Origin of the sequence: Enterococcus sp. (genome assembly GCF_022711995.1) — a bacterium.
Classification (GTDB): Bacteria; Bacillota; Bacilli; order Lactobacillales; family Enterococcaceae; genus Enterococcus_D.
Genome location: NZ_JALAHI010000015.1, coordinates 1 through 20,331, shown reverse-complemented (window position 1 = coordinate 20,331; position 20,331 = coordinate 1). Strand labels below are relative to the sequence as shown.

21 protein-coding genes and 1 pseudogene are annotated in these 20,331 nt (G+C 40.8%); all 22 read left to right on the top strand.

Translation table 11 applies throughout. From position 1 onward, the window contains the following. Positions 1–400 precede the first annotated feature (400 nt). The gene (locus Q0A12_RS01360) at positions 401–2,236 is read left to right on the top strand and encodes a glucose PTS transporter subunit IIA (protein WP_291290927.1); all 1,836 of its coding nucleotides are present in this window, start codon (positions 401–403) and stop codon (positions 2,234–2,236) included. An 18-nt stretch (positions 2,237–2,254) separates the two neighbouring features. Beyond that, positions 2,255–2,974, top strand: coding sequence for a glucosamine-6-phosphate deaminase (locus tag Q0A12_RS01355; RefSeq protein WP_291290926.1), 720 nt, complete (start codon positions 2,255–2,257; stop codon positions 2,972–2,974). A gap of 25 nt (positions 2,975–2,999) precedes the next feature. Continuing rightward, entirely contained in the window at positions 3,000–3,869 is an 870-nt protein-coding gene (locus tag Q0A12_RS01350) for a PRD domain-containing protein (RefSeq protein ID WP_291290925.1), read from the top strand. A gap of 269 nt (positions 3,870–4,138) precedes the next feature. Next, entirely contained in the window at positions 4,139–4,567 is a 429-nt protein-coding gene (locus tag Q0A12_RS01345) for a MarR family transcriptional regulator (protein ID WP_291290924.1), read from the top strand. A gap of 10 nt (positions 4,568–4,577) precedes the next feature. After that, the gene (locus tag Q0A12_RS01340; RefSeq protein ID WP_291290923.1) at positions 4,578–5,546 is read left to right on the top strand and encodes a ring-cleaving dioxygenase; all 969 of its coding nucleotides are present in this window, start codon (positions 4,578–4,580) and stop codon (positions 5,544–5,546) included. 13 nt (positions 5,547–5,559) lie between these two features. Further along, a complete protein-coding gene (locus Q0A12_RS01335; RefSeq protein ID WP_291290922.1) occupies positions 5,560–6,450 on the top strand; it encodes a ring-cleaving dioxygenase in 891 nt (296 codons plus the stop codon). A 51-nt stretch (positions 6,451–6,501) separates the two neighbouring features. Next, positions 6,502–7,122 (top strand): flavin reductase family protein, encoded by a 621-nt coding sequence (locus Q0A12_RS01330; RefSeq protein ID WP_291290921.1) that lies wholly within the window; start codon positions 6,502–6,504, stop codon positions 7,120–7,122. Beyond that, on the top strand, positions 7,119–7,724 hold the full coding sequence (locus tag Q0A12_RS01325; RefSeq protein WP_291290920.1) for an alpha/beta hydrolase: 606 nt from the start codon (positions 7,119–7,121) through the stop codon (positions 7,722–7,724). Before Q0A12_RS01330 ends, Q0A12_RS01325 begins: the two co-directional genes overlap by 4 nt. 28 nt (positions 7,725–7,752) lie before the next feature. Further along, positions 7,753–7,962, top strand: coding sequence for a hypothetical protein (locus Q0A12_RS01320; protein ID WP_291290919.1), 210 nt, complete (start codon positions 7,753–7,755; stop codon positions 7,960–7,962). A 33-nt stretch (positions 7,963–7,995) separates the two neighbouring features. Next, positions 7,996–10,299 carry a helix-turn-helix domain-containing protein gene (locus tag Q0A12_RS01315; protein WP_291290918.1) on the top strand — a complete coding sequence of 768 codons (2,304 nt, stop codon included), beginning with the start codon at positions 7,996–7,998 and terminating at the stop codon, positions 10,297–10,299. 165 nt (positions 10,300–10,464) lie between these two features. Further along, a complete protein-coding gene (locus Q0A12_RS01310; protein WP_291290917.1) occupies positions 10,465–11,379 on the top strand; it encodes a sugar phosphate isomerase/epimerase family protein in 915 nt (304 codons plus the stop codon). Positions 11,380–11,391: 12 nt separating this feature from the next. Beyond that, complete coding sequence (locus Q0A12_RS01305; protein WP_291290916.1) at positions 11,392–11,832, top strand: DUF6379 domain-containing protein; 441 nt, start codon at positions 11,392–11,394, stop codon at positions 11,830–11,832. Then, positions 11,825–12,808: a TIM barrel protein gene (locus Q0A12_RS01300; protein ID WP_291290915.1), complete on the top strand. Its 984-nt coding sequence runs from the start codon at positions 11,825–11,827 to the stop codon at positions 12,806–12,808. Before Q0A12_RS01305 ends, Q0A12_RS01300 begins: the two co-directional genes overlap by 8 nt. A 19-nt stretch (positions 12,809–12,827) precedes the next feature. Further along, on the top strand, positions 12,828–13,175 hold the full coding sequence (locus tag Q0A12_RS01295) for an ester cyclase (RefSeq protein ID WP_291290914.1): 348 nt from the start codon (positions 12,828–12,830) through the stop codon (positions 13,173–13,175). After that, positions 13,172–14,236: a Gfo/Idh/MocA family oxidoreductase gene (locus Q0A12_RS01290; protein WP_291290913.1), complete on the top strand. Its 1,065-nt coding sequence runs from the start codon at positions 13,172–13,174 to the stop codon at positions 14,234–14,236. The genes Q0A12_RS01295 and Q0A12_RS01290 overlap by 4 nt, the downstream gene beginning before the upstream one ends. Positions 14,237–14,266: 30 nt before the next feature. Next, on the top strand, positions 14,267–15,370 hold the full coding sequence (locus Q0A12_RS01285) for a Gfo/Idh/MocA family oxidoreductase (RefSeq protein ID WP_291290912.1): 1,104 nt from the start codon (positions 14,267–14,269) through the stop codon (positions 15,368–15,370). 200 nt (positions 15,371–15,570) lie between these two features. Next, the gene (locus tag Q0A12_RS01280) at positions 15,571–15,963 is read left to right on the top strand and encodes a DUF6379 domain-containing protein (protein WP_291290911.1); all 393 of its coding nucleotides are present in this window, start codon (positions 15,571–15,573) and stop codon (positions 15,961–15,963) included. Between the two features lie 10 nt (positions 15,964–15,973). After that, positions 15,974–16,951 carry a TIM barrel protein gene (locus Q0A12_RS01275; protein WP_218927460.1) on the top strand — a complete coding sequence of 326 codons (978 nt, stop codon included), beginning with the start codon at positions 15,974–15,976 and terminating at the stop codon, positions 16,949–16,951. An 8-nt stretch (positions 16,952–16,959) separates the two neighbouring features. Beyond that, positions 16,960–17,826: a Cof-type HAD-IIB family hydrolase gene (locus Q0A12_RS01270; protein ID WP_291290910.1), complete on the top strand. Its 867-nt coding sequence runs from the start codon at positions 16,960–16,962 to the stop codon at positions 17,824–17,826. A 17-nt stretch (positions 17,827–17,843) separates the two neighbouring features. Beyond that, a complete protein-coding gene (locus Q0A12_RS01265; RefSeq protein ID WP_291290909.1) occupies positions 17,844–19,175 on the top strand; it encodes a PTS transporter subunit EIIC in 1,332 nt (443 codons plus the stop codon). A 24-nt stretch (positions 19,176–19,199) separates the two neighbouring features. Continuing rightward, positions 19,200–19,511 carry a PTS sugar transporter subunit IIB gene (locus tag Q0A12_RS01260; RefSeq protein WP_291290908.1) on the top strand — a complete coding sequence of 104 codons (312 nt, stop codon included), beginning with the start codon at positions 19,200–19,202 and terminating at the stop codon, positions 19,509–19,511. 180 nt (positions 19,512–19,691) lie between these two features. Beyond that, a pseudogene (locus Q0A12_RS01255) lies at positions 19,692–20,231 on the top strand (MFS transporter); the annotation flags it as partial. Between the last annotated feature and the right edge of the window lie 100 nt (positions 20,232–20,331).

Below are 20,331 nucleotides of genomic sequence, written 5' to 3'. Positions count from 1 at the left end.
AAAAAGCGCCAATTTTTTCATGTCATCCTCTAGTTTGGTTTTCCCAGAGAAAAATGGAACAAAAAATAGACTTGTCACAGCTGAAAAAGGGAATGTTTGAAATTAAGCAAGAATATTTTGTTATTAAATAGTTCTGAAAATACTTTTTAAGGTTATTATTTTCTTGGTAAACCAAGTGTTAAATAGCTTATTGTGATTGATGTGTTATTTTAAGAACGTAGTTTTTTATAGAATTGTTCTTTGATCAGCTTGACAAGCGATGAACCAGATGGTAGGCTAAACCTGTAAATACATAGTAGGATTCGTGACAGGTCAAGCTGGCAATGCCTAAAGAAAGTGCATTTTTCTTGCGCTCTCTTTAGGCATTTTTTTATCGAATTCTTCACAAGGGAGGAACGAAATGAATAATCGTGAATTGGCAAAAGAAATTCTGAAGCTAGTAGGAGGAGAAAAAAATATTACGCATCTTACCAATTGTGTGACGAGACTACGTTTCCAGTTGAAAGATGAAAAAAAAGTAAATGTAACACAACTGAATCAATTAGATGGGGTCTTAGGAACACAATTCCAAGGTGGACAATTTCAAGTGATTCTAGGAGGAAAAGTTGTTAATGTAGCAAGTGAGTTGAACGAAATTGCTTCTTTCGGCAATGAGGATAGCACCAACCCAGAGGATAATTCGGGTCCTGTAACGAAGATGTTGAATACGCTGTCAGCAATTTTGACACCAGCGTTGCCGCCTGTCATCGCCGGTGGTCTATTAAAAGGGTTCATCTTCATGTTCTTGAATTTTGGTTGGGCACAAGATGGTACGGATTCCATTATTTTCCTAAATGGCCTATCCGATGCCATGTTTTACTTCTTCCCATTCTTATTAGCAGTTAGTTCAGCGAAGAAATTTAAGACCAATGAATATTTAGCGTTGACGCTTGCGGGATTGATGATGTACCCATTTGCAATCGCTGACGGACAGCAATTTATGAAATTATTCGGCATTCTCCCGATTGCTGTAGTGGACTACAGTTCTTCCGTCTTACCGATCATTTTTTCTGTTTGGCTGTTAAAGTATGTTAAGCGCTTTTTTGATCAACGAATCCCTGAAATGGTCAATATGGTCTTTTCGCCACTGTTCGCACTACTTATTACGGCACCGATCGCAATGAGCGTTTTAGCGCCATTAGGCTATTACATCGGGGAATATGTGGCACTAGGAATCAAATGGATGATTGATTTTTCACCATGGTTAGCCGGATTGATCGTTGGTGGCTCCCGGCCAATTTTAGTGCTTGGTGGGATGCACCATGCCATGAATCCAATCGTGCAACAGGAACTCTCCAGCTTTGGGGCTTCCCAGCTGACTGCCATGATGTTGATGAGTACATTGGCACAGGCTACTGCACCAGTGATTGTTTACTTTAAAGCAAAAGAGATGAAGGAAAAACAAATCGCACTTTCTGCCGTGATCCCTGGCTATATCGGTATTACAGAGCCTTCGATTTATGGGGTATTGGTTAAGTATAAAGGAGCAATGATCGCGACCTGTATCGGTGGTGGTCTAGGAGCTGCGGTAAGTACCGTATTTGGTGGCCAAAGTTATGGCTTCGTCATGCCCGGCCTATTATCATTGCCAGCATTTTTTGGCGACGGATTCTTTGGTATTCTATTAGGGATGCTTGTGGCCATCGTTTCAACAGCGATTTTGACATTTGTCTTATTAGACCGTTTTTCACCAAAAGAGCCTGTAGAAGAAAAAACGGAAACCGGCGAGCAAGAAGTAGTTGGTGACTATGTGGTTGCCTCACCAGTCGTTGGAAACCAACTGTCACTGGACACGATTCAAGACGATACGTTCTCTAAAGAGATTTTAGGTAAAACTGCCGCGATCGCATCCAGTGATGGCAAGATCTATGCCCCTTTTGATGGAGAAGTAAAAGCGGTTTTCCCAACAAAACACGCGATTGGGATCGAATCAGATAACGGCGTCGAATTGCTGATTCACGTTGGTTTAGATACCGTCACGTTAGAAGGCACCGGTTTTGACTTGAAAGCCAAACAAGGGATGACCATCAAAAAAGGAGATGAATTGTTGGCTTTTGATCAGTCATATATTCAATCTAAGAACTTGAATGACACGGTCATCGTAGTTGTTACGAATTCAGAGAAATACAAAACCATTGACAAAAAAACTCAGGAAGCAATGGATCTTCAGAAAGGTCTATTTACTATCACTAATTAATAGAAAGGAAGAAAAAAGATGAGACTAATTATTACAGAAGACTACAATGAAATGAGCGAGGTTGCTACACAACACCTTTTAGGCGCTATGCATTCACAGTATCGAACAAATATCTCGATCACTGCCGGTTCAACACCAAAAGGAGTTTATGAAATTTTGGTTCCGCTAGTCAAAAACAAAAAATATTTTGACCATGTTCACTTTTATAACTTTGATGAGATCGCATTTAAAGGGGAAGAAGACCGTTATGGCGTAACGATGACGAACTTGCATAACATGTTTTTCGGACCTGCGGAAATTGCTCGTGAGCAAATCCATGTGCTGGATTGGACCAACTATGAAACACAAGACGAACGAATCAAAGCAGATGGCGGATTGGATATGGTGCTACTAGGTGTGGGTGCCGATGGACATTTCTGCGGGAATTTGCCGAATACAACGAAATTTGGCGATTTGACCAGCCGTGTGAATGATGATGCTACTCCTGAGATGGCAGATGTCTTGTTAAGTGAAGTTGGCGGCGTTAAAGAAAAACAACCAGATTTTTATGTTACAATGGGACCGAAAAGCATCATGCAAGTGAAAAAATTAGTGATGATCGCAAATGGCAAGAAAAAAGCTGGCATCGTCAAACAATTAGTCGAAGGTATCGTGACTGAGGATGTTCCTGCAACACTGCTGACAACTCATCCAGATATGACATTGATTGTCGATAAAGAGGCTGCATCATTACTGTAAACAGGTGATAATAGGAGGATTCTTGATGCATATAAAACAAAGACTGAATAATAATGTTGTTTTGGTTGAAGATGACTCCAAACAGCCAATGATCGTCATGGGAAAAGGGATAGGCTACAAAGCCTATCCCGGTCATGTGGTGGACCCATCATTAGTCGAACGAACATTTGTCTTAAAAAATGAAATGAAAAGTGAAATCGATCGCGTGAAAGCGCTTTTTAAAGAGATCCCGATCGAGTACATACTAGTAAGTGAGACCATTATTGATCAAGCTGAGAAAAAAATGAAAGCGGAGTTTGGATTAAGTATGCTGGTTTCGCTGGCGGATCATATTTGTTCAGCTGTTCATCGCAAACAAAAAGAGATCGTGATGGCAAGCCCGTTGCATTGGGATATCAAACAACTCTATCCAACTGAAGCGAAATTGGGCGAGGAAGCTCTTGCGATCATTCACGCCACATTGGGAATCGAACTTGATGAAACAGAATCAACCGCGATCGCCATGCATTTTCTCAGCAGTGGCAACAACTATGAATCCATTCAGCAAGCCATGAACTTTACCAAGATCATTCGTGATATCCTTGCGATCATCCAATACCATTTCCAATTTGAGATCAATCAAAATTCACTGACTTTCTCTCGTTTAGTCTCCCATCTACAGTATTTCTTGATGCGTCAGGTTAAAGGAATCAAAGTGATGAACATGAGTGACGAGATGATTCGTTTAGTGATCCAACAATATCAGTCTTCGTTTCAATGCGCGGAGAAAATCATGAATTACTTAGATAAAACCCACCAGGTAAAGCCAACTTTGGAAGAAGAAGTTTACCTAACAATGCACATAGAACGGATCCATCAAGTCAAAGAAGACCATGAAGTAGAAACAAGCGAATAAAATCAAAGATAATTTTTATCTAAATGGTCCAGTGGCGATACTTGAGCGCCGATAACAATGCAATCATTCAAGCAAATCATTCCTGTTTCACGGAATTCCTGCTTAGGAATCAATTTATTCCCCCCTCTTACGATAACTCTTTTTACTTACAAAGGGTTATCGTAAGAGGTTTTTTAGTACCCAGAAACTGCAAAGCAGATTGTTTTACAACTTACAAAAAGTAAGTTATTATTATCTCGAATTCGAAATAAATCGAAGGCGGTGAGGAAATGGATCATCAAGAAGAAGCATTGAAAGCTTATATTGGGTTATTACGCAGCAGCAGTCACTTAGAGCAGGTGGCGAAACAAGATGTCCGCTGTTATGGCTTGAATCTGACGGAGTTTTCCGTTCTGGAACTGCTTTATCATAAAGGCACACATACCACCCAAGCCATCAAAGAAAAAATACTGATTGCCAGCAGCAGCACGACGTATGTCATCGATCAACTCGTAAAAAAAAGTTGCGTTCATCGCGAAACCAGTCAAAAGGATCAGCGAATCACCTACGTCAGTCTGACAGATAAAGGGGCAGAATTGATGGATCAGATCTTTCCTACCCATGCAAAAAAAATTGCGGCAAGTTTTGCCTCGCTTACTATCGAAGAGTTACAAACATTAAAATCATTGTTACGAAAAATAACTTACAACGAGAAATGAGGAAGAAAAAATGAGAAAACAAGACCAATTATTAGGTGTCCACCATGTGACAGCCATGACCAGTGATGTCGAAAGAAACTATCACTTCTTTACAGAGATTTTAGGGATGCGTTTAGTGAAGAAAACCGTCAATCAAGATGATATTTATACCTACCACACGTATTTTGCAGATGACCTAGGTTCCCCAGGAACCACGATGACATTCTTTGACTTCCCAAATACCGATCGAGGCAGCAAAGGAACAAATGCAATTACCCGTACAGGATTTCGCGTGCCCTCCGATGCTGCATTAGACTATTATAAAAAGCGTTTTGAAACATTTGATGTGAAACATCAAGCGATCACAACAGAATTTGGTAAAAAAGTGTTGCGCTTCTGGGATTTTGATCAGCAGTCTTACCAATTGATTTCTGATGAACACAATCAAGGCGTCAAAGCAGGTATTCCATGGAAACAAGGGCCAGTTCCGGAAGAATTCGCCATTTATGGTTTAGGTCCAGTCGAAATCTCCGTTTCCTATTTTGCCGATTTCAAAGGATTATTGGAAAATGTCTTTGGATTTAAAGCCATCGCTCAAGAAGGCAGTCGCACGCTATTAGAAGTTGGCGAGGGGGGCAATGGAGCAGAAATCGTCTTAGTCGAAGATACCACAAGCCCACAAGCACAACAAGGAGACGGGGAAGTGCATCATGTCGCCTTTCGTTTAGCGGATCGCCAGTCATTAGCTGTCTGGCAAGAAGTTTTTGAAAATTTGGGTCTTGCGAATTCCGGCTATGTGGACCGCTACTACTTTGAATCACTGTATGTACGTGTCGGACATATTCTTTTTGAATTAGCGACAGATGAACCTGGCTTCATGGGTGACGAGCCTTACGAAACTTTGGGGGAAAAATTATCGCTGGCGCCGTTTTTGGAAGACCGCCGGGCAATGATCGAAAAAGCAATCAAGCCATTTGATACCACTCGCAGCCATAGTTAAGGAGGTAAAAACGATGCAACCCATTCAACAAATCCACCATATATCCGCAATCGTCGGTGACCCGCAAGTAAATGTAGACTTCTACCGCGAAGTATTAGGCTTGCGTTTAGTCAAACAAACCGTCAACTTTGATGATCCATATACGTATCATCTCTATTACAGCAATCCGTCCATTGAAAATGGCACCATCATTACCTTTTTCCCATGGATCAATGCGCATCCTGGCCGTGTCGGTAGCGGACAGGTGGGCACGATTGCCTTTCGCATTCCTAAAGGCAGCAGCGACTATTGGAAACAACATTTGGCCCAACATCAAGTCTCTGTCTATGAAAGTCAGCTTTTTGGGCAACCAACATTGGAGCTTCAAGATCCTCATGAACTGTCTTTAGCGTTAGTGGAAGGGGAAGCAGCGGAAACCAATGCGATTCTTGGGTTCCATGGAGCGGTCTTACTCTCTGCTAAGCCAGAGGAAACATTTAAGACGTTGACCCAGGATCTGGGGCTGCAAGTGGTAGCGGAGACAGAGTCAAACCGCCGATTAGTGACTGCTGGACCAGTGAAACACGAGATTCTCCTACCAACAGAGCCAATGAAACCTGGTCGTTGGGGTGTAGGTACCGTCCATCATATTGCCTGGTCGGTCCCCAATGAGGAAAGCCAAATCAACTGGCAAGATGATCTTTATACAAAAGGGTATGGTGTTACAGAAATCAAAGATCGTAACTATTTCAAAGCCGTCTATTTTAAAGAGCCTGGTACGATTCTTTTTGAGATTGCCACGGAAACGCCGGGATTTCTCATCGATGAACCATTGGAAACCCTTGGGAAAGCCCTCAAATTGCCCCCTCAATTTGAAGAGCGCCGCGGAGAAATCACGGCTCATTTACCAAAATTGACTGTTTAGTTTACAAGCAGGAAGTTCTTAAGTAAAAACAGAAAAGGATAGAGGTGCTTTATGATTCATTTGGATCCCCAAAGTCTGACGCAAAGAGAAAATTATAAGTTATTGATTGGCTCGATCATCCCGCGACCAGTTGCCGTCGTAACGACACGGTCGGCTGAGGGAACACTAAATATTGCCCCTTTTAGTTTCTTTTCGATCGTCAGTTCAGAACCCGCCATCGTTTCGATCGCTGTTCAGCGAAAAAAGGGCGGGATGAAAGATACAGCTCATAACTTATTAACAACCAAGGAAGCGGTGATCCATATCTTGGATCGTAGCAATGTGGCGGCAGCCAATCAGGCAGCGGCACTGTTACCGGCAGAACAAAGCGAATTAACCGTCGCAAATTTTACGCCCGTCCCTTCTCAAACGATAGGCGTACCCGGATTGCAAGAGGCGAAAATTCGTTTTGAAACCACCCTTTATCAACACATACCGATTATCGAAGAAGAGACCAAAGTAGATCTGCTCTTACTTAAAATCACGGGATATCAGATTAATGAAGAGGTCTATGAAGAAGGAAAAATCAATCCCAAAAAATTGGCGGCAGTTAGCCGATTGGCGGGAAATTCGTATGCTGAGATCGGCGAGATCTTCGATTTGGCACGACCAAAGGAGAAGGAGGACAAATGAACTTTATCTTTCACCAAGGAAAACCGGAGGCTCCGGTACTCATCTTATTACACGGCACCGGTGGCGATGAACGCTCTTTGCTGGAGTTAGGTCACGACCTAGATCCCCAGGCATCATTGCTGGGTATTCGCGGCAATGTCTTAGAGAATGGTATGCCCCGCTATTTCAAACGATTAGCAGAAGGCATCTATGACGAAGAAGATTTAATGATTCGGGGGCAAGAACTGGCAGCATTCATTCAAGAAGTCGCTAATGAAAAAGGTTTCTCAATCGAACAAGTTGTCTTGGTTGGTTACTCTAATGGAGCCAATATTGCGCTCCACCTATTGCTGGAATTCAGTGCTCTTTTTCAAAGAGCGATTTTGTACCATCCAATGTATCCAATATCGAAATTACCCAATCACCTACTGGCACAAACAAACGTATTTATGAGTTTTGGTCTGAAGGACCCTATCGTCTCTGTGGAAGACAGCAAATATGTGCAAAGGATTCTTGAGTCTCGGGGTGCACAAATAGAATATGTTTGGACCCCAAGTCATCAATTAACCTATCAAGAAGTTGTGAAATCACAGGCGTGGTTGAAACAGATAGTGGGGAAATGAGGAAAAACAAAAGTAAGAAGATTATTGGTTGTCTATTGCATACAGAGCAATTGTGGTACCAATTACCCGCTTACTTTTGTTTAACCTCTTTTTTTGTGAAAAAAATGAAGGTTTTTATCTTATGGGTGCGTTGCTTCTGCTGGCAGAAGCATCTTCTCTAGTGTCTGCCAAAAGAGCCTATGCAATGGAAAAAGAAGGCTGTTTTTTCATGTTGGAATATGTTAGTATCAGTGAATAAAGCGATTTCACAATGTTCAATAGGAGGAGTGACATGAGCAAAATTATCCAATACTTGGACAACCAAAGCGATATAAAACTATTATCACATGCGAACCTAAAAAAAGAGGACATTCGTACAACAGATTTGCTCTTTCTGATGAGAGGAAAAGCCAGTTTAACGATTGATGGAAAAGGCTACGCCATGAAGGCCGATGATTTTGTAGTCGTTAACAAACATGAAAATTATGAACTTCTGGCAGAAAAAGAAAGTCTGCTTTTTTCTTTTTCCATCTCTTCCTTTTTGTTATCACAAGCATTAGAAGTTGAACGGATCAGCTTTTATTGTAATTCCATCGAGAATCCCAATAAGAATTATGCCTCATTGCGACAATTAGTGAGCGAGATCATTGATTTGCTGATTTATGAGAATGACAAAACCAATTTTCTACAAATGAGTAAAGTTTATCAGCTTTTAAATGAATTAAGCAGTTTATTTTTGGAACAAACGATGGAAACCTTTGAAGAAGATCAACGAATACAAAAGATTACCAGAACGATCAAGGAAAGATATTATGAGAATCTGACATTAACCGAGATGTCTGAGTTGGTACATATGGATATTGCTTATTTTTCTAAGTTTTTCAAAAAAAATATGGCTAGAAATTTTAAAGATTATTTGAGTGATGTTCGTATGCAGCATGCTATGCAAGACTTGATAGAAACAGAAAAACCAATCACGCAAATTGCGATCGATAATGGTTTTTTTAGTGTGAACGGCTTTAATAAGAAGTTTAAAGAATTATATCAGAGCACGCCCTCTAGTTATCGAAAGAAATACCAGACTCGTAAAGCAGTCTCCCCTTATACATTCGATGATGAGATAAAGCAGTCTTTCCAGCAATATAAAGAAGAAAAACTAGAGGTGAGTTCTGGGCATAAATCCTATTATCGATTTGAGATAAATAGAGCAGAGAAAATGCCTATCCGCGAAACATGGGGCAAGATTTTGAATATCGGGGCAGCCGAAATCGTCTTGAACAATAGTCTGCGGCAGCAGCTTTCTATGTTACAGCAGAATTTGACATTTAAGTACGGCAGGATCTGGGGGATCTTTTCAGCTAAACTCTTGGGAGAAACCTTTGATCAGTATGATATGATCGATGAGATTATTGATTCTCTGATCCATCTTGGATTAACTCCATGGTTAGCTCTAAATAAAATCTGTCATTCATTTAAAGAAAGTGAGTACCCAAAAGAAAAATGGCAAGCCATGATCCAGCAGTTTTGTTTACATTTGTTAAACCGCTATGGGACGCAGACGGTTTCCAAGTGGAAAATAGAAATTGTTGCCAATGCGCCAGAAGATCACGATTCCGTTTCTCGCTATTGCTCTTTTTATCAAATGACCTACGCGATTTGTAAACAACTATTACCAAATATTTCAATCGGGGGTGGTACATTTGTGATGACCAACCGTTTGGAAGTTCGTTCTTTTATCAACGAAGAACTTTCTGATTGCACCTTTGATTTCTATTCTTTTGCATTATTCCCTTACTCCAATCGGCTTGTGAGAGAGAAACGAAACTATCAACGGGTAACAGATCCCGATTTTTTAAAGAATCAAGTCCAAGCATTAAAGCAGATCGATACCAATAAGCCTATCTATATATCTGAATGGAGCAATACAGTTTCCAGAAGCAATCTACTAAATGATAGCCTTTATAAAGGCGCATTTATTATAAAAAGTCTGATCGATCTATTTGATCAAGTTGATGGGCTAGGTTATTGGCTCTCGACTGATTTAGTGCAAAAAGGGCATTATCAAGGGTTATTGACCGGTGGGAATGGTCTTTTGAGTAAAAATGGACTTTTCAAACCAGCCATGCATGCAATGAAATTATTCGATCAGTTGCATGGGGCTTACTTTCAGTGTAAAGATGAAAAACACTTGGTGTGTTCTTCCGAAGAAAATGAGTATTTCATATTGGGGCATCATTACACACACCCTAATAGCCTATATTATTTGAAAGATGAGTCTAACTTGAAAGTGACCGAAATCAGTCAATTTTTTGAAGAGGTTGAGCATGAGGAAGAGATTGTCTTATCGAACATATCCAATGGGACTTATGAATTAAGAATATTCTCTTGTTTAAAGGATCATGGTGATCTGTTCAATCAGTGGTCTAAGTTAAACTTTCTACAAGAATTAAGAGACTCTGACATCAAATATTTAGAAGCAAAAAGCACTCATCTTCAAACACTAGAAGTCGTTGAAGTAAGACAAAACCGGCTAGTGATCAATAAAAAGCTCGTCACCAATGAATTTTATGTGATAAATATCAAAAAAAGACGGTAAAAGCCACCTGAGAGGAAAAGACAAAAACGATACGATCGTTTTTGTCTTTTTTTGTTTATAGAAAAAAACAAAACAAAAATCGCAATGAGGCATCACAAAAATCTGAGAGCTGGAAAAAAGAAAGCGTTTTATACTTCGAGTATAGAAAGAAGTTGAGGTGAGATCATGAAACTAGGGATAGTCAGTGCGATTTTTGATCAGAGTAATTTTGAAGAAATGATTGATATCGTAGCAGAAAATGGATTGGATTGTGTGGAGGTTGCTTGTTGGCCGGTGGAAAAAGCAACCCGTAGATATGCGGGGGTCTCCCATATAGATGTCACAAACCTAAATGAGCAAACAGCCCAAAAAATTACCGATTACGCGGCAAGTAAAAATGTTGAGATCTCAGCACTTGCCTATTATCCAAATCCACTAGACGAGGATTTGCAAAAACGTCAAGCAGCGATCGATCATTTGTATCGATTGATCGATGCAGCAGACTTGATGGGGATCCATTTGGTAACTACTTTTATTGGCAGAATGCAAACAAAATCCTTATCAGAGAATTTGACTGAGATGGTGCGTGTCTGGAAACCAATCCTTAAATACGCAGAAGAGAAAAACGTGAGAATCGCCATTGAAAATTGTCCGATGCTTTTTACTGAAGATGAATGGCCAGGTGGACAAAATCTGATGACGACACCTGCTATTTGGCGGGAAGTCTTCAAACGATTGGACAGTCCGATGCTTGGACTAAACTATGATCCTTCGCATTTTGTCTGGCAGCAAATCGACTATATCGCCCCTTTATATGAATTTAAAGATAAACTTTTCCATGTTCATTACAAAGACATCAAGCTATATGCCGAAAAATTGAAAGATGTCGGTGTGATGGCTACACCCCTTAACTACATGAGTCCTAAGCTGCCCGGGCTAGGAGATGTAAACTGGGCAAGCTATGTATCTGCATTAACCGATATCGGCTTTGACGGCTATTCATGTATTGAAATCGAAGATAAAGCATTCGAAAAAAATTATGAGGACGTCAAGAAATCAGTCACACTGAGTACGAAGTATTTAAGGAATTTCGTTTTATAGAGGAGGAAAAAGATGTTTGCGATGCGCATGAAGTTGAACCAACAGATCATCAAAAAAGAGTCTATCCAGCCGATTTACATCAATGGAAAAAATAAAGGGATGCGCTTTGATGTTCAATTAGCCTACTACAGAGGACATTATCTTTCGGACATTGAGTTGCTGGAAGTCCATATTGATGGCAAGAAAGTTTCTGATGAAGCAGTTACGTTCCAATTAAACGGCAAAGAACTTCCTTTATATAAATTGAAGTACGCAGTCACAGAATTTTGGCGTCAAGTTGACTTGGCAACGATTCAGGTTCTTTGTCCGGAAGGAATCAGCGGTTCCCATGACATCGAGCTGAAACTGATGCTCCGAATCCCTTATATGCAGATTGGACCGGGACATGACTTTATGCCGTTAGATTCGGGTGACAAAGTAACGATCAAACTAGAAGGAGAAGAAGATGAGTGAAATAAATTTAGGTGTGACGCTCTTTTGCTATGGAACGGAATATGCTCGTTACGAGTATGATTTCGCTGAATGTGTCAAGCAAGCAGCGCTAGCCGGCGCAACGGGATATGAAATCGTTGGAACGCAAATGCTGCCGGATTATCCCAATGTCAGTGATGAATTTCTGGGATTAATCCAATCATTAAAAGCAGAGTATGGCATTGGGCCGGTTGGCTACGGAGCGAATAATGACAAAGGAATGATGCATGACCGTAATCTGACGGATGATGAGATGTTAGCAGATACCATCATAGATTTAAAAACAGCTCATCAGCTAGGCTGCAAGGTGATGCGAGCTCAGTATATGTTATCCCCACAAGCCTTTGAACGCTTGGCGCCTTATGCTGAATTATACGATATTCGGGTGGGAATCGAAATTCACAATCCGGAATCACCATTGTCACCGTTAATGAAAGAATATTTAGCAGTAATCAAAAAGACCAAGTCGCAACATCTTGGGTTTATCCCGGATTTTGGTTGTTTTGCCATTGCCCCCAATCAAGCACAGTGGATAAAAGCGTTGGAAGCAGGGGTCAGCGAAGAACATCTGCAGCAAGCAGCTAAGATGCGCTATGACGGGGTTCCGTTGAAAGAAGCACAGGCTAATTTAGTGGCTCAAGGGGCGCATCCAGCCATTCAGACAGTCTTACAAGGAATGTATGGTTTTGTCCAATTTAAACCTAAAGCCGAGTTGCCTCGCCTGTTAAACGAGCTGGAAGAAATTTTGCCGTACAGCTTTGAGTTACACGGGAAATTCCATTATCTAGGTGAGGATCTGGTTGAACCAAGTATCCCCTATAAAGAGATTTTAGCGGTCGTTCAAGATTCTGATTTTTCAGGCTATTTGATTTGTGAATACGAAGATGAGCTTTATTGTGGCGGTACAGAATTTACCAAACGACAACTACAAATGGTCAAACAACTGATAAAAAGTTGAGTTGAGACGGGGACTTGCCATGAAAATAACAAAAGAACGAATCCACGCGTTTTATGAAGGTTTTTTTAACCAGCGGCAATTTGAGTGGGCCTACGCGTTGATTGCTGAGGACTACATTCAGCACAATCCTGGCGTTGGACAAGGGAGAGTAGGATTTATCCAAGCATTTGAACAAAAATTCCACTCGGAGGAATTTTTTCATCTCGAAGTTGATCAAATCGTTTTAGACAAAGATTTTGCAGCTGTTTTTCTCAGAAGTGTTGACGAAAAGCAGCAAGTGAAATGCCACGTAGTAGATTTATTCCGAATTTCTCAGAATCAATTTGTGGAGCATTGGGATTATTTTGACAGGAGGGAAACAAGATGAACAAAAAGCTGCAGATAGGAATCATTGGCTTTGGTTTTATGGGACAAACCCACGCGGAAACGATCTCAAAACTAGAATACGCCGAATTAGTTGCAGTCTGTGATACGAACGAGAACCAATTTGAAGGTGTTCCAAAGGAAATTAAGACATTTAAACGGGCAGAAGATCTCTTGGCAGAATCAGCTGTCAACACAGTGATTATTGCCGTACCAAATCAACTGCACTTAGAAATGGTCTTGAAAGCAGCCAAAGCGAAGAAAGATATCATCTGCGAAAAACCACTTGCTTTGAATACAGCAGAAGTGAAGAAAATGATTGAAGTAACGACAGCCGAGAATGTCCGGTTCACTGTACACCAACAAAGAAGGTGGGACCATGACTATCGAGTAGCAAAAACAATCTATGACCAAGAATTGCTAGGGAAACCGTATACGATCAAAAGCGCCCTCTATGGCTTTAATGGCAATATGCATGATTGGCATGTCTATCCTGAGATGGGGGGCGGCATGCTCTATGATTGGGGGGTTCATTTGATTGATCAGCTTCTTTGGATGATTCCTCATAAGTTAAAAACTATTTATGCAGATGTTCGTAATGTGATCAACGATCAAGTGGATGACTATTTTAATCTGCAGCTTTATTTCGAAAATGGTGTCAATGCTCAAATCGAATTAGGCACTTATTTTTTGAATAGTTCTGAAAACTGGTTTGAACGCCACTGGTTTATTGGTGGAAATGAAGGAAGTGCAAAAATTGATGGGTTCAATCCTCAAGGGGAAATCACCCGAACTTCTGCATTGTTGAGTAATGTCCCTGGAAAAATCACTATGACTCATGCAGGGCCTACTCGTAGTTTTGGACCAGCACCGGAAGGCAGAATCTTAACAGAGGCGTTGCCTGAAGTGACGACCAATCATCAAATGTTTTTTGATAATTATTATGCCTATACGCAAGGGAAAGAAGAATTGATTGTTAAACCTGCAGAAATTTTACGCTTAATGGGCGTTGTCGAGACGATTCGTGTTTCGGCTAAGTACCATCAAAGTATGAATTTTGAATAAAATTGAAAAAATCAAAGGATGGAGACAAGTATGAAGAAAATTAGAATTGGGATCATTGGTTGCGGAGGCATCGCCAATAACAAACATTTTCCAGCATTGAGTACGCAAAAAGACAAATGTGAAATGGTGGCGTTCTGCGATGTTCAAGTCGATCGCGCAAAAGAAGCAGCCGAAAAATACGGTGTTGAAGGTGCCAAGTACTATCAAGATTACAATGAATTATTAGCGGATGAATCCATTGATCTTGTTCATGTGTGTACGCCTAATGTTAGCCACAGCCCAATCACAGTTGCAGCTTTTGAAGCTGGAAAACATGTTTTGTGCGAAAAACCAATGGCGCATACCCCAGAAGCAGCCCAATTAATGATGGATGCATGGAAAAAATCAGGCAAGAAATTCACGATCGGCTACCAAAATCGTTTCCGTAAAGAAGTGACTGCATTACACGAAGCTTGTGCAAATGGAGATTTGGGGGAAATTTATTTTGCAAAAGCCCATGCCATTCGACGGAAAGCTGTTCCAACATGGGGTGTTTTCCCTGATAAATCGCAACAAGGCGGAGGCCCACTGATCGACATCGGTACCCATGCATTGGATATCACATTGTGGATGATGAACAATTATGACGTTGAATCCGTCACAGGTTCTGTCTTCCATAAATTAGGCAATCTCCCTGGTGCCGAGGCAGGCAATCTCTTTGGTCCATGGGATACATCAAGCTTTGAAGTAGAAGATTCTGCATTTGGTTTTATCAAGATGAAGGATGGGGCAACCATCTTCTTAGAATCCTCATGGGCATTGAATGTTTTAGAATCAAAAGAAGCAGCAACGACATTGTGCGGTACCAAAGCTGGTGCGGAAATCGATGCGGGAATGAGTTTCCCAGTCAATCAATTGACCTACAATCGGGCAAAAAATGGTTTGCTTACGGAAGAAAGTATTAGTGCGGCTGGCAATATCGCCTTTTTTGAAGGAGATGAGTCTGCTCCAGAATGCTTGGAAGCCAAACAATGGTTAGAAGCGATCCGTAACGATACAGAACCTTTAGTGAAACCAGAAGAAGCATTCAAAGTCACGCAAGTATTAGCAGCAATCTATCAAGCAGCAGAAACAGGCAATGAAGTGAAATTATAAGCACGATCACGGGATAGTGCCATAAGTCATCATCCAACAAGTGAAACCGAATCATATGCTAGTGCGATAGATTCCTCTGACTTTTTGCGACGAGGAGTCCCTGCACCGCAGGAGCAATACTAGTTACTGTTCGGATAGTGTCACTTGTCGGAGACTTAGGGCACAGCCTCGTGATTCAAACAAAGGAGGAACAAGAAAAGATGTTTGAAAAATATTTGATTCACCCTAAAGGCTTTCGCAACGTTCGCGAACATCAAGAAGTCACTGGTTTTGAAGTACAATTAAGGATTCCTTATTACCGAGGCCTACCCATGAGTTGTGTCGAGGTGATTGATTTATCGATCGATGGTGAAAAAATCAATAACGAGGATATGATCATTACGGTGAAAGGCGAGACATTCACATTCGCTGAGTTGCCCACGGTGATCAATCATCGCTGGGAAATGACAGAAACGATTACAGTTTTTGTGAAAAGACCCGGTGGATTATCTGACGGAGAACATAAAATCCAAGCCTTTGTCAGTTTACGGATTTCTTATTTGCCATTTAACAATGTTGGTGATGATGAAAAGACATTAGTATTGGAAGCGTGAGGAGGACATTATGAATAAGATTAAACGCGGTGTATCATTATATAGCTACCAAGATGAATTTTACACAGGAAAGATGACCTTAGAAGATTGTATTAGAGAAGCTTCTTTGTCTGGCGCCAAAGGGATTGAATTCTTGCCGGAACAAATGCTGCCGACTTTTCCGAATATCTCAGATGATTTTGTGAAACAATGGCATGAATGGATGGACAAATATCAAGTAGAACCCATCGCCTACGACGCTTTCTTAGACAACAAATTATTTGCAAATCGTATGCTGACAACTTCAGAGAATGTAGAAATGATGAAACGTGATTTGAAAATTGCCAGTCGCCTAGGATGTAAAATATTGCGGACACTTGTTTCGACCCCATTGGAAGTCGTAAAACAAAGCTTGGACTATGCAGAAGAAGTGGGCGTAAAAATCGCACTTGAAGTCCATGCCCCATTTACTTTTGGTACGCCATGGTTTGAAGAACGCTTAGATTATATTAAAGAAAGTGGAACCAAATGGTTTGGTATTATGCCGGACTTTGGAATTTTTACCAAACGAATTGGCTCGATTTTCCAAGATAGCTATATTCGCAAAGGTGGAACACCAGAGATTATCCGCTATATCAGCGAAAATTATGCTAATGGTGTGGACAAAGATGCAACTTTTGAAGAAGTTACTAAGATGGCAAATGCCACAGAAGCAGACAAGGCATTTGCAGAGTTTTGCCGCCACTTTGTTTACACAGATCCGAAGATTCTTGTTGACAATATGCCCTATATCGTCCATATTCACGGAAAATTTTATGATATCACGACAGACTTGCAAGAAACCAGTATTCCTTACATGGATGTCATCAATGTCTTAAAAGATGCCGGCTATCAAGGTTACATTTGTAGTGAATACGAAGGAAACCGCCACATTCAAGATTATATGGAAGTGGATAGTATCGAACAGGTCAAACGTCATCAATTATTATTAGAAAGCGTCATTGGATAGGTGGTTGTATGATAAAACTGATTGCTTCAGATATGGATGGCACGTTGATTCGTTCCGATCATAAAATCTCTGAAAAAAATCGTGCGGCTATTAAAGCAGCGCAACAAAAAGGGATCGAGTTTATCATTACTACGGGGAGAAGCTATGAAGACGCGTTCCCACAAGTGCAAACTGCAGGGATCGAGTGTAATTATCTGGTCATGAATGGCAGCGAACTGAGAAATCATCGCGGCGAAATCATCCAGAGCTTGTATCTTACAGAAGCGCTTGTCCGAAGAATCGTTTCTGAACTAGAACAAGAAAACATGTTTGTCGAACTTTACACCACTGGCGGGACCTTCTCGCCGAGTGATGTGGAGGCGAAGAAATGGGCAGTAGCAACCAAAATCAATAATTTTCATCCAGAGATTTCTTTAGAAAGTGCCTATGAGACAGCACAAGAGCACTTCTTGTACCAAGAAATCCATTCAATCGATTCTTTGGATGATATTTTTGAAAACGATTACTTTGTCGGGAAAATCATTAGTTTTTCACCAGATCGAGAGAAAATCGCGAAAGTAAAAGAGCGCTTGACAGTCAATTATCCCGTCAATGCGACTGGCTCGTTTGCAATTAATTTGGAGGTTACCAATCCTTTAGCGGATAAAGGTCAAGCCATCAAAAAATACGCGAAAGAGAAAGGGATCTCGCTAAGTGAAATCATGACGATTGGCGACAGTTACAATGATTTAGGGATGTTGGATCCATCTTTTGGTTATACTGTTGCAATGGCAAATGCTATCAAAGAAGTAAAAGAATGCGCGAAATATCGTACAGATTCAAATGATGAAGATGGCGTTGGAAAGGCAATTGAACGTTTTGTTCAGATAAAATAAAAAGAGGAGACTTCACTATGAGCATGATTGATAATCTTGAAAAAATCCAATTGGCTGCCGAAAAAATTTCTGATAACCGCTATTTAAAAGCAGTAAGTAAAGGGATGGTCATGACTATTCCTGCCAGTATTACAGGAGCAATGTGTACATTGATCGCTAACTTGCCATTTGATGGCTATCAAAACTTCATTCAATCGAATGGCGTAAAATCACTATTACTTTTACCAGGTATTTTTACCAGTAATATCATGGGATTGATCGTGGTTTATTTCGTGGCATTTAACTTAGCAAAATCATTTAAGATCGACGGCATGTTTCCAGGTTTCCTGGCGATCGTCTCCTTCTTATTGCTGACGCCTCTTTCCACCATCGAACAGCAAGTGCATGATACCGTACGTCCCGTTGATTTCATCAGTTTCGACTTTATCGGATCTAAAGGGATGTTTGTCGGGATCATTGTCGGACTTGTCGTAGCGAAACTCTATAGTTGGTTTATTAAAAATAATGTGACGATCCATATGCCAGATAGCGTACCGAGCTTTGTTGAAAAATCCTTTAGTTCCATTATTCCATTCTTTTCGATTACCGTTATTATGGCATTAGTATCGTGGGGCTTTTCATTTACAAGTTATGGCAGTGTGCATAATTTGGTTTACAGTGTCCTTCAAGTACCAATTCAGCAAATCGGCGGTTCTGTCGGTGGTGTCATGGTGGCTTATGCATTGATTGGACTCTTCTGGTGGTTTGGTATTCACGGGAAAGCCATTATCTTTGGCGTTTATGCACCGATCATTCAAACAATGACAATTGAAAATATGAATGCAGCTGCGGCTGGAACGACCCCACCTAATTTGATCGACTTTGGTTTTACTTCGGTCTTTCTAGAAATTGGTGGCGGAGGCTGTATTCTTGGTCTCGCGATTTGCTTCATCTTTTTTGCTAAAAGTGATCAATATAAAAATATCGGACGAATCACGAGTATTCCAACGTTCTTTGGTATCAATGAACCAATCACTTTTGGGACACCAATTTGTTTAAATCCTACTTTCTTGATACCAACAGTAGTGACTCCGTTAGTTACTGGATTTATTGGCTACCTTTCTATCACTTTGGGCTTGGTTCCTCGAATGATGGGAGCACAGCTTCCGACGGGTACTCCGACATTTGTTAATGCGCTTATTTCCGGCGGTTGGCGGATGATGATCGCACAGTTTGTCTGTGTCCTTGTTGCGACGGCTATTTATTTCCCATTCTTTAAAATGGCGGATAATTTGGAGTATAAACGGGAACAAGAATCGTTGAAAGAACAAGCCGCTGAGCTGTCAGGTAACGTTGTCGTTGCTGAATAGATCAACAATTGGAGGAGATAGATCATGAAAAAAATAAATATTTTACTGGTATGTAATGCAGGAATGAGTACCAGCTTATTGATTGAAAAAATAGAAAAAGCAGGCGTTAGCCAGTCGATTGAAGCAGCTGTTGAGGCTCGTCCGGTCGAAGATATCAAAGAGTATGTTTCAGATAAAGATGTGATTCTATTAGGACCGCAAGTACGCTTCAAAGAGAAACAGATTCGGGCATTGGTAGAAGAAAAGATCCCTGTTTCTGTCATCGATATGGCTGCATACGGAACGATGAATGGTGAAAAAGTATTGCAACAAGCCCTCTCGCTAACGGATCAATAGAAACGGGAACCCTGTGACAGAAGCTGAAGAAACGAGCACCAAAGAGCCGCCTTAAAAATTCAACAGGGGAAATGGAAAGAACAAGCGGCTCCCTTCGTTTTGCTGGCTTCTGTCCTATTTTTTGTTGTTAGGAACAAAAATCATCAAGAGGTGATTGATTGCAGGCGTTATATTTAAGAAATGGAGAATAACATGAAACAAGAAAAGATTACGCTTAAAACGGTTGGTGCAATTGTTGCGACAGGAATTTTAGCTTTCTGTGGTGTCCTTGTAGAAACAGCAATGAATGTCACCTTTCCAACTTTAAATAGTGAATTTCAAGTGAATACCGCGACAGTTCAATGGTTAACGACGATTTACTTACTTGTCTTAGCGATTATCGTTCCACTATCGGGCTTTTTAAAGAATTCGTTTAAAAACAAGCAACTGTTCCTAGCTGCAATCAGCTTGTTCACGATTGGGGTATTACTAAATGCTGTTGCTGGGAGCTTTTCTCTTTTATTGATCGGCCGGGTCATTCAAGGGATTGGAACAGGGATCGGGTTGCCGTTGATGTTCAATATAATTTTGGAGCAGGTACCAGTAAGTAAGATTGGGATGATGATGGGGGTAGGAACAATGATCCCAGCGATTGCACCAGCCATAGGGCCTACTTTTGGTGGGTTAGTAGTGACAAGTATCGGTTGGAGATATATTTTTATCCTTTTACTGCCGGTATTAGTGCAATCGCTGGGATCATTGTTCCTACCCCCATCATCATCCCAATCTTACTTACTGGTACCTGCTCCAAAATTATATTGAACATCAACGGCAACCCGAT

What these genes read in the sequence shown, in the direction of transcription:
- Q0A12_RS01275 (WP_218927460.1), top strand. Translation starts at nt 15,974, where the DNA reads ATGAATAAGATTAAACGCGGTGTATCATTATATAGCTACCAAGATGAA.
- Q0A12_RS01290 (WP_291290913.1), top strand. Translation starts at nt 13,172, where the DNA reads ATGAACAAAAAGCTGCAGATAGGAATCATTGGCTTTGGTTTTATGGGA.
- Q0A12_RS01270 (WP_291290910.1), top strand. Translation starts at nt 16,960, where the DNA reads ATGATAAAACTGATTGCTTCAGATATGGATGGCACGTTGATTCGTTCC.
- Q0A12_RS01355 (WP_291290926.1), top strand. Translation starts at nt 2,255, where the DNA reads ATGAGACTAATTATTACAGAAGACTACAATGAAATGAGCGAGGTTGCT.
- Q0A12_RS01330 (WP_291290921.1), top strand. Translation starts at nt 6,502, where the DNA reads ATGATTCATTTGGATCCCCAAAGTCTGACGCAAAGAGAAAATTATAAG.
- Q0A12_RS01345 (WP_291290924.1), top strand. Translation starts at nt 4,139, where the DNA reads ATGGATCATCAAGAAGAAGCATTGAAAGCTTATATTGGGTTATTACGC.
- Q0A12_RS01260 (WP_291290908.1), top strand. Translation starts at nt 19,200, where the DNA reads ATGAAAAAAATAAATATTTTACTGGTATGTAATGCAGGAATGAGTACC.
- Q0A12_RS01310 (WP_291290917.1), top strand. Translation starts at nt 10,465, where the DNA reads ATGAAACTAGGGATAGTCAGTGCGATTTTTGATCAGAGTAATTTTGAA.
- Q0A12_RS01295 (WP_291290914.1), top strand. Translation starts at nt 12,828, where the DNA reads ATGAAAATAACAAAAGAACGAATCCACGCGTTTTATGAAGGTTTTTTT.
- Q0A12_RS01315 (WP_291290918.1), top strand. Translation starts at nt 7,996, where the DNA reads ATGAGCAAAATTATCCAATACTTGGACAACCAAAGCGATATAAAACTA.
- Q0A12_RS01360 (WP_291290927.1), top strand. Translation starts at nt 401, where the DNA reads ATGAATAATCGTGAATTGGCAAAAGAAATTCTGAAGCTAGTAGGAGGA.
- Q0A12_RS01325 (WP_291290920.1), top strand. Translation starts at nt 7,119, where the DNA reads ATGAACTTTATCTTTCACCAAGGAAAACCGGAGGCTCCGGTACTCATC.
- Q0A12_RS01305 (WP_291290916.1), top strand. Translation starts at nt 11,392, where the DNA reads ATGTTTGCGATGCGCATGAAGTTGAACCAACAGATCATCAAAAAAGAG.
- Q0A12_RS01300 (WP_291290915.1), top strand. Translation starts at nt 11,825, where the DNA reads ATGAGTGAAATAAATTTAGGTGTGACGCTCTTTTGCTATGGAACGGAA.
- Q0A12_RS01280 (WP_291290911.1), top strand. Translation starts at nt 15,571, where the DNA reads ATGTTTGAAAAATATTTGATTCACCCTAAAGGCTTTCGCAACGTTCGC.
- Q0A12_RS01340 (WP_291290923.1), top strand. Translation starts at nt 4,578, where the DNA reads ATGAGAAAACAAGACCAATTATTAGGTGTCCACCATGTGACAGCCATG.
- Q0A12_RS01335 (WP_291290922.1), top strand. Translation starts at nt 5,560, where the DNA reads ATGCAACCCATTCAACAAATCCACCATATATCCGCAATCGTCGGTGAC.
- Q0A12_RS01285 (WP_291290912.1), top strand. Translation starts at nt 14,267, where the DNA reads ATGAAGAAAATTAGAATTGGGATCATTGGTTGCGGAGGCATCGCCAAT.
- Q0A12_RS01350 (WP_291290925.1), top strand. Translation starts at nt 3,000, where the DNA reads ATGCATATAAAACAAAGACTGAATAATAATGTTGTTTTGGTTGAAGAT.
- Q0A12_RS01265 (WP_291290909.1), top strand. Translation starts at nt 17,844, where the DNA reads ATGAGCATGATTGATAATCTTGAAAAAATCCAATTGGCTGCCGAAAAA.